Consider the following 6,906-nt stretch of genomic DNA (forward strand, 5'->3'; position numbering starts at 1 on the left):
AGACGAGCCTCGGCAGGAGCTCCTGCGTCGACGAGTCGAGCTCGGCCACGAGCCAGGAGGTCTCCTCGACGTCCAGCAGCACGGCCTCGTCGGCGGCGACGGACAGGTCCACGGTGGCCCCGGTCAGCTCGACCCTCTCGCGGCGCCAGGTGCCGTCAGGAGCGCCGATGGCAACGGTCAGGGCGTGTCGGCGCTCAACGGCCGATCCGGCAGGCGGCGTACGGCGCAGGACTCCGGCCTCGCGGTCCAGGCTGATCCGGTCCACGCCGCTGGAGCGGAGCCAGCCGTCGGTCACGTCACTCAGGTCGCCGGCACCGGCTCGCTGCCAGCTGTCGAACAGGTCGTGCATGGTGGCGTTGCCGAACCTGTGTCGGGCGAAGTGGTCGTTGACGCCGGCGAAGAACACGTCGTCGCCCAGCCGTGCGTTGAGCTGCTTGAGCACGTTCGAGCCCTTGGCATACGAGATCCCGTCGAAGTCCTGGAGCGCCGCCAGGGCGTCGACGGCACCGTTGCCCGCGACGGGGTGGGTGGCGGGTCCGGCGTCGGAGAGCAGCCCCCACTGGCGTCGCGCGTAGGCGTTGTGCACCCAGGCCGTGTCGAAGTCGGTGACGTCGGCTGTGACGCGGTTGCCCATGTATTCGGCGAAGGACTCGTTGAGCCAGAGGTCGTCCCACCACTTCGGAGTGGTGGTGTTGCCGAACCACTGGTGGGCCATCTCGTGGGCGATGGTGGTCGCACGGACACAGCGCGCACCCCACGTGACCTTGGAGGTGAAGATGAGCGGATCGCGGAGGGTCACGCAGCCGGGATTCTCCATGGCGCCCGCGTTGAACTCGGGGACGAACGCCTGGTGGTAGGCCCCGAAGGGATAGCGCTCGGCGAAGAGCCGGTGGAACTCGTCGAAGCACTGGCGCGTGACGGTGAGGATCTCGGTCGCGTCGGCGTCGAGGGCCGACGCCATGCTGGCTCGGGCCGACAGCCCCAGGGCGATCCCGTCGTGCTCGTCACGAATGACGTGCCAGGGGCCGGCGACGAGCGTGATGAAGTAGGTGGAGAGCGGCTGCGTCGTCTCGAGCTCCCAGACACCGGGCTCGACCTGCTCGCCAGGGGCGTTGCCGATCACGGTCCAGTCCTTCGGCACACGCACGTGGAAGGTGTACGGGGCCTTGAGGTCGGGCTGGTCGAAGCAGGCGAAGATGCTGGGCGCTGCGTCCATGAAGGACATGCCGTAGACGTAGTGGCGCCCGTCGGCCGGGTCGACGCTGCGGTGGAGCCCTTCCCCGTCGTTGCGGAAGCCCATGAGGGCGTCGACGACGAGCTCGTTGCGACCGGACTGTGTCTCGATCGCGATCCGTCCACGATCGAGGGCGTCAAGATCCATCAAGGTCCCGTTGAGGCGGACCTCGTTGAGGCGCACGGGCTTCACGTCCACGAAGGTGGGCCCGCCGGTCGAGTCGAAGACGGCGGTCGTCCGGGAGGCGAAGATCTTGTCGTCGACATCGAGGTCGAGCACGACGTCGTAGGTCGTCACGGAGAGCCGCTCGAACCGATCGATCGCTTCGCTCTGCTGGAGGCTGAGGTAGGGGGAGTGACTCACTCCGGCACCCTAACCGCGCCCTCGCGACCGAGGTGGGCGAGATCACCAGGCCTACGGAATCGTCGAGGGACGGATCCACTCCTTCGAGGACAAGGCGCTGCTGCGCACGGTGGAGCTGGCCCGTCGCGAACAGCGACGTGCGCGCAAGGCCATTCGCCGCGCCGCTCGCTGAACCGGCCCGCGCGGGCGTCCTATGCTCGGCGGCATGAGTGATGAGACGTATCGCAGCATCGAGCTGACCAAGATCGGCGACGCCCGGTTCAAGGCGACCAACGCCCGTGGCGGGGAGACCTTCATGGGCTCCGGTGGACTGGACCCGGACTTCACCCCGGTCGAGCTCCTGCTGGCTGCCATCGCGGGCTGCAGCGCCATCGACGTCGACCTGATCACCGCGAAGCGAGGCACGAGCACCCGGTTCGGGATCCTGGCCGGTGGCGACAACGTCCGCGACGAGGACGGCAACCACATGACCGGGCTGCGCCTGACCTTCGACGTGGCCTTCCCTGAAGGTCCCGAGGGGGACGCGGCGCGCGAGTTCCTGCCGCGCGCGATCGCGATGTCCCGCGACCGTCTCTGCACCGTCAGCCGCACGGTCCAGCTCGGGGCCGACGTCACGTACGAACAGGCCTGACCCACACGGGGTCAGGCCTGTTTCGACGGCGAGAGCTGCCGTCCGTCTCAGTCGATCGTCACGGCAGTGAGGTCGACTCCACCTGCCGGGGGACCATCCGCTGTCCCGTTCTCTGTTCCTTGGGCAGCCATCTCCCGCAGAAGCTCCACTCCCGGTTCCGAGACCGTGCCGAACACCGTGTACTGAGGGGGCAACGGCGACTCGTCGTAGACCATGAAGAACTGGGAGCCGTTGGTGTTCGGTCCGGCGTTCGCCATGGCCAGCGTGCCGGGTGCGTAGGTCTCCTGGCCCGAGAGCTCGTCGGCGTAGCTGTAGCCGGGGCCGCTCATTCCGGTGCCTGTGGGGTCACCGCACTGGAGGACGAAGATGCCTGCGGTCGTCAGCCGGTGGCAGGGCGTGTCATCGTAGAAGCCCTGCTCCGCCAGGGACGTGAACGAGTTGACCGTGCACGGGGTGGCGTCTGCGTCCAACGTGGCCGCGATGTCTCCCAGTGTCGTCTCGAACGTGACGGGCACCTCGCCGGCGACCGTGGCGTCGCTGGGCGGAGGGTCGACGGGCTTGCCGGCGTCGCCGCCCTCGACGTAGTCGCACGCGACCGCCTCGGCCGGCTCCTCCGAGGGGGAGTCCTCGGTCTCGCTGGTGCCCTCGCTCGCCGATGTGTCGGTCGCCGTACCGTCCGACTCGTTGCCGCACGAGGCGAGCAGGGACAGACAGGCCAGGGTCGCCGTGGTGGCAATCAGTCGCTTCAACATGCCCACGATCGTAGGTCAGCGGGGTTCGACGCCGGACTGAAGGCCTCGACGCCTACGATGACGGCCGTGAAGCGAACCCCACAGGTGTCTGGCGATCGACTCCCTCTCCTGATCACCATCGGGGTGTTCGTCGGGCTCCTCGCGTGTCTTCCGCTGGCGTTCATGCTCGACAGCGCCACCGACGGTGACCGGCCCATGTTCCACGACATGGAGCGAATGGCAGGGCTGCAGAGGGTGTACGTCCTGACTGGTGAGCCCCCGGTCGAGACCCAGCTCAGCAGGGGCGAGTCCGTGATGATCGGGACCAAGAAGTTCGTGGTCTCGGACGGAGTCACGCTGACCGTCCGAGCCACCGACGAGGATGACTTCTGCGTCAGCGCCAGCAACTCCGAAGGTGCACGGTCCGAGCGCTGCAGCGAGTGACGACCGCCCCGACCTGCTCGCGAACCGCGTGCGCCGGGGGGTAGCGTTTTGGGTGCCCGCTCGTTGTCACCTGCACCCCCCAACGCGAAAGGCACCACGCATGAGGTCTCGCCCGGCTCGACTCGCACTCACTCTGGCTGCGTCTGGCCTGGTTTCCGGCCTGGTCTCCGGCCTGCTCGTCGCGCCCTCCGCCGGCGCTGCGGTGCAGGCCACGGCCGCCACCGCTGCCGCGGTCGGTGACGACACCCTCGACATCCTGGTGCTGGGTGACTCCTACTCAGCCGGCAACGGTGCCACCGACGAGAAGGGCGCCGCCCAGACCTACGGTCCCAAGGGCTGCTTCCGCAGCCGGGTGAACTGGGGCGAGAAGTACGCCGCAGCCCTGCGCGCCGGCGGCCAGCCGGTCCGGCTGGTCAACCACGCCTGCAGCGGTGGCGTCACCGCGGACATCACCTCGCCGCGGAAGATGGACACCGAGAGCAAGGTCCTCGCGCCCACGCCCGCCGGCGTGACCACCGCGGCCCAGGCTGACGCGCTCCTGGCCCGGACCGACCCCTGCAACACCCGCGCGTTTTCGGACGAGGAGTTCTGGACCTATCACAGCACCGCTGTCACCCCGCTCGCGATCACCTACGACTGCACCCGCAACCTGCGACCGCAGGCCGACTTCGTGAACAGCGACGTTGACCTCCTGCTCTTCACCATGGGCGGCAACGACGCGGGGTTCAGCTCGATCGTGCAGAGCTGCTTCGTGCCCGTCACCCGCAACTCCAGCGGGTGCAAGAGCAAGGTCGAGGCCGCCAGGGCGCTGCTGCCCGAGATCCGCGAGCGCCTGCTCGGCGGCATCGCGGCGATCCGCACGCATGGTCTGCGCGACGACGCCAAGATGGTGCAGCTCGGCTATCCGTGGCTCCAGGTGGACAACAACTTCACGCTGCCCGACCCGCCCGGCTATGCGGCCGGCAACGAGGTCCGCGCCCTGGTCACGCAGGGCAACGCCGCCATCGCGGCGGCCATCCCTGCCGTCAATGCCGGGCACCCGGGACAGGCGACGTTCCTGGACGGCGTGACACGGAAGTTCTACGGCCACGAGCCTGACGCGACGACCCCCGTGGGCAACCCCGACCGGTGGATCAACCAGGTGGGCGACGGCGACGCGATCGAGGTCTTCTACCACCCGAACCGGCTGGGTCACCAGGCGTACGCCGACCTGCTGCTGGCCAGTGGCACCTTCGGTGCGCCGACCGGGCAGGTGAGCCCGACTTCCAGGGTCCGGGCCCGGATGCGGGTTCGGCTGCTGGACCACCGGGTGCAGGTGGGGGAGGAGGTCCGACTGCGAGTGCGCGTCACCCTCTCCGACGGATCGCGCCCACGCGGCAAGGTCGTCGTCCGCGACGTGACCCACCCCCGGAAGCTGCTCGGCGCCAGGATGCACAGGAGCGACGACGGCAAGCTCCGGCTGACCGTGCGCCTCCGCGCGCCCGGTCGCACGAAGCTCCGCATCGTCTACCGCGACAAGGCTGCGTCCGTCGTGCGCGCCACCCGGCGCGTCAGGGTCACACGCTAGTCGACGCAGCGCGTCGGAGCGACCGCTCGGAGAGGCCGCGCCGTCGGGCCGACGAGCATGCCGTAGGGCAGGCGCAGCGCCCGGGCCGACAACCGGGTGTGCCGCTCCTCGAGGGCGACCCGCGCGCGCAAGTGCTGCTTGGACACGACGGCGGGCTCGTGGTGCTGGAAGTTGAGCGTCATAAAGTGCTTGACGTTCTTGTAGCCGTACTGACTCGGCGTGACGAGCCGCAACGGCCCGCCGTGCCGGCCATCCAGCGCCTCCCCGTCAAGGTGGGTCGCCAGCAGCACGTCGTCGGCACTGAGGTCCTCCCACACGAAGGAGGCCCACTGGCGATCGGTGCCCAGCGCCACGGCGTACGGCGCAGGCATCTCGGTGATGCCCGCCGCCGCCAGGACCTCGCGCAGCGGGACGCCCCGCCAGACGAGCCCCGTGACGCTCCAGGTCGTCACGCAGTGGAAGTCAGCGCGGACGTCGCGCGGACCGAGAGACTCCAAGAGGTCGCCGGCAACCTGGGCGAGAGGCTGGCGCCCGAGCGTGATCGCCAGCTCCGGTCCGGAGGGGGCTGCCGGCGGGGGGAGGAACGGCTTGGCGCTGAAGCGCGGCATCTCGGCAAGGAGTCCCTGTCCCGGTGGGAGCCCGTCGGCGGCGCGGGGCCAGTAGCGGGTCATGCCCGGGCCCGCCGGTCGATCGCGGCCAACCAGCTGCGCCGGATCAGCCCGCTGGGGCTACGGATGATCAGCCAGTAGCGCCCGAAGACACGTCGGGCAGTGGCGTCGGTCCCCGAGATGCGCGTCTCGACCGTCACCAGCGTGGCTCCGTCCCGCTCGACCGCCTCCAACGAGAACGCCACCTTGACCGTGCCGGTCAGGCGGTGCTGCGCGAAGGCCTCTCGGCGCCTACATCGACGCCCACAGGACCGACGTGCTGACGGCGTACGCCGCACTTGCCGAGTCACCCTCGCTCGAGTCCGCCGGAACGATCCACCACGAGTGGATCAATCGCATCGTCGCCCTCCTCGAGCTCGAGCCGGAGCCGCTGCCTGCCTCCACGCAGCACGTCGTAGCCGGTGCCTACACGGGCGCGATCGACGCGATGTTGGGGCAGTGGGTCCGGACCGGCGGTGAGGGCTCGGTGCTGGCCGAGACCGAGGCCGTGCTCAGTCGGCTGCGCCCGGCGTGGCCCGGTTCGGGGAGCTGAGCGCCGAGGTCCAGTGCTCGCGGTGGAGCCGCTCGAATCCGTCGAGGAGCAGGTCCAGGGCGAACTCGAACTCGAACTGGTCGTCGCAGCCCTGTCCCACGACTGACGCGTCGTCGTGGGCACTCGACGAGGCGATGGCCGCGATGTTGGGGTAGTGGGCGGCCAGCTGCTCCATCAGCTCGGCTCGAGCCTCGGGGGGTCCCTCGGCGGGCTCGGCCGTTGCCCGAGGATCGACGAAGAGCTCCTGGGTGAACCCCCACATGCGTCCGCCCAGCGCATGCATGACGTGGTGAGCCAGGTCTGCGGAGAACCCGCCCGTCAGGAACATCCCGGCGAAGGAGTTCATGTATTCCAGGACGGCCGGTGTCTGCGTGGTGCGGGACTCGATGACCCGGCGCGCCCACGGGTGGCGGGCGAGGGCGCGCCGGGCGGAGAGGACCCGCTTCCGGACCGCCGGCTTCCAGTCGGCGTCGGACTCGGGAGCGCCGATCTCGGTGATGATGACCTCGACCATGCCGTCGAGGAGCTCCTCCTTGTTGGCGACGTGCTTGTAGAGGGCCATCGGCACGACCTGCAGCTCCTCGGCCAAGCGGCGCATGCTCAGCGCCTCGATGCCGATGGCGTCGGCCAGCGAGACCGCAGCGAGCAGGACGCGTTCCCGGTTGAGCCTGACCCGCGGTGTCGCTTCGCGCTCTGCGTCCACGTCCACATCTTTCGGTCTCACGCCTACGTCGGC

Annotated in this window: 9 protein-coding genes; 4 read left to right on the top strand and 5 right to left on the bottom strand. The window is 69.5% G+C overall.

Annotated features, from left to right (window positions below):
* Positions 1 to 1,597, bottom strand: a 1,597-nt coding sequence (locus JWN68_RS05345) for a M1 family aminopeptidase (RefSeq protein WP_297735781.1), incomplete at its 3' end; no start/stop codon positions are given.
* Positions 1,598 to 1,802: 205 nt separating this feature from the next.
* Here JWN68_RS05345 and JWN68_RS05350 point away from each other — a divergent pair.
* Entirely contained in the window at positions 1,803 to 2,228 is a 426-nt protein-coding gene (locus JWN68_RS05350; protein ID WP_297735783.1) for an OsmC family protein, read from the top strand.
* 47 nt (positions 2,229 to 2,275) lie between these two features.
* On the opposite strand, the gene JWN68_RS05355 is transcribed toward JWN68_RS05350, so the two are convergent.
* Positions 2,276 to 2,980 carry a peptidylprolyl isomerase gene (locus JWN68_RS05355; RefSeq protein ID WP_297735785.1) on the bottom strand — a complete coding sequence of 235 codons (705 nt, stop codon included), beginning with the start codon at positions 2,978 to 2,980 and terminating at the stop codon, positions 2,276 to 2,278.
* A 66-nt stretch (positions 2,981 to 3,046) separates the two neighbouring features.
* On the opposite strand from JWN68_RS05355, the gene JWN68_RS05360 reads away from it, so the two are divergent.
* Complete coding sequence (locus tag JWN68_RS05360; RefSeq protein WP_297735788.1) at positions 3,047 to 3,403, top strand: hypothetical protein; 357 nt, start codon at positions 3,047 to 3,049, stop codon at positions 3,401 to 3,403.
* A 100-nt stretch (positions 3,404 to 3,503) separates the two neighbouring features.
* Entirely contained in the window at positions 3,504 to 4,970 is a 1,467-nt protein-coding gene (locus JWN68_RS05365) for a GDSL-type esterase/lipase family protein (RefSeq protein ID WP_297735791.1), read from the top strand.
* Here the strand turns inward: JWN68_RS05365 and JWN68_RS05370 are convergent.
* Complete coding sequence (locus JWN68_RS05370; RefSeq protein ID WP_297735794.1) at positions 4,967 to 5,641, bottom strand: molybdopterin-dependent oxidoreductase; 675 nt, start codon at positions 5,639 to 5,641, stop codon at positions 4,967 to 4,969. The two genes, JWN68_RS05365 and JWN68_RS05370, sit on opposite strands and share 4 nt — an antisense overlap.
* Positions 5,638 to 5,823 (bottom strand): hypothetical protein, encoded by a 186-nt coding sequence (locus tag JWN68_RS05375; protein ID WP_297735797.1) that lies wholly within the window; start codon positions 5,821 to 5,823, stop codon positions 5,638 to 5,640. Before JWN68_RS05375 ends, JWN68_RS05370 begins: the two co-directional genes overlap by 4 nt.
* Before the next feature lie 71 nt (positions 5,824 to 5,894).
* Here JWN68_RS05375 and JWN68_RS05380 point away from each other — a divergent pair, with 71 nt between their 5' ends.
* Positions 5,895 to 6,170: a hypothetical protein gene (locus JWN68_RS05380; protein ID WP_297735799.1), complete on the top strand. Its 276-nt coding sequence runs from the start codon at positions 5,895 to 5,897 to the stop codon at positions 6,168 to 6,170.
* Here JWN68_RS05380 and JWN68_RS05385 read toward each other — a convergent pair.
* The coding region (locus JWN68_RS05385) for a TetR/AcrR family transcriptional regulator C-terminal domain-containing protein (protein WP_297735801.1) at positions 6,130 to 6,906 on the bottom strand (777 nt) is incomplete at its 5' end. The genes JWN68_RS05380 and JWN68_RS05385 overlap by 41 nt on opposite strands.

Origin of the sequence: Nocardioides sp., assembly GCF_025964975.1 — a bacterium.
Taxonomy (GTDB): domain Bacteria; phylum Actinomycetota; class Actinomycetes; order Propionibacteriales; family Nocardioidaceae; genus Nocardioides.

Coding starts and splice junctions, on each gene's coding strand:
- JWN68_RS05350 (WP_297735783.1), top strand. CDS start 1,803: ATGAGTGATGAGACGTATCGCAGCATCGAGCTGACCAAGATCGGCGAC.
- JWN68_RS05355 (WP_297735785.1), bottom strand. CDS start 2,980: ATGTTGAAGCGACTGATTGCCACCACGGCGACCCTGGCCTGTCTGTCC.
- JWN68_RS05365 (WP_297735791.1), top strand. CDS start 3,504: ATGAGGTCTCGCCCGGCTCGACTCGCACTCACTCTGGCTGCGTCTGGC.
- JWN68_RS05370 (WP_297735794.1), bottom strand. CDS start 5,641: ATGACCCGCTACTGGCCCCGCGCCGCCGACGGGCTCCCACCGGGACAG.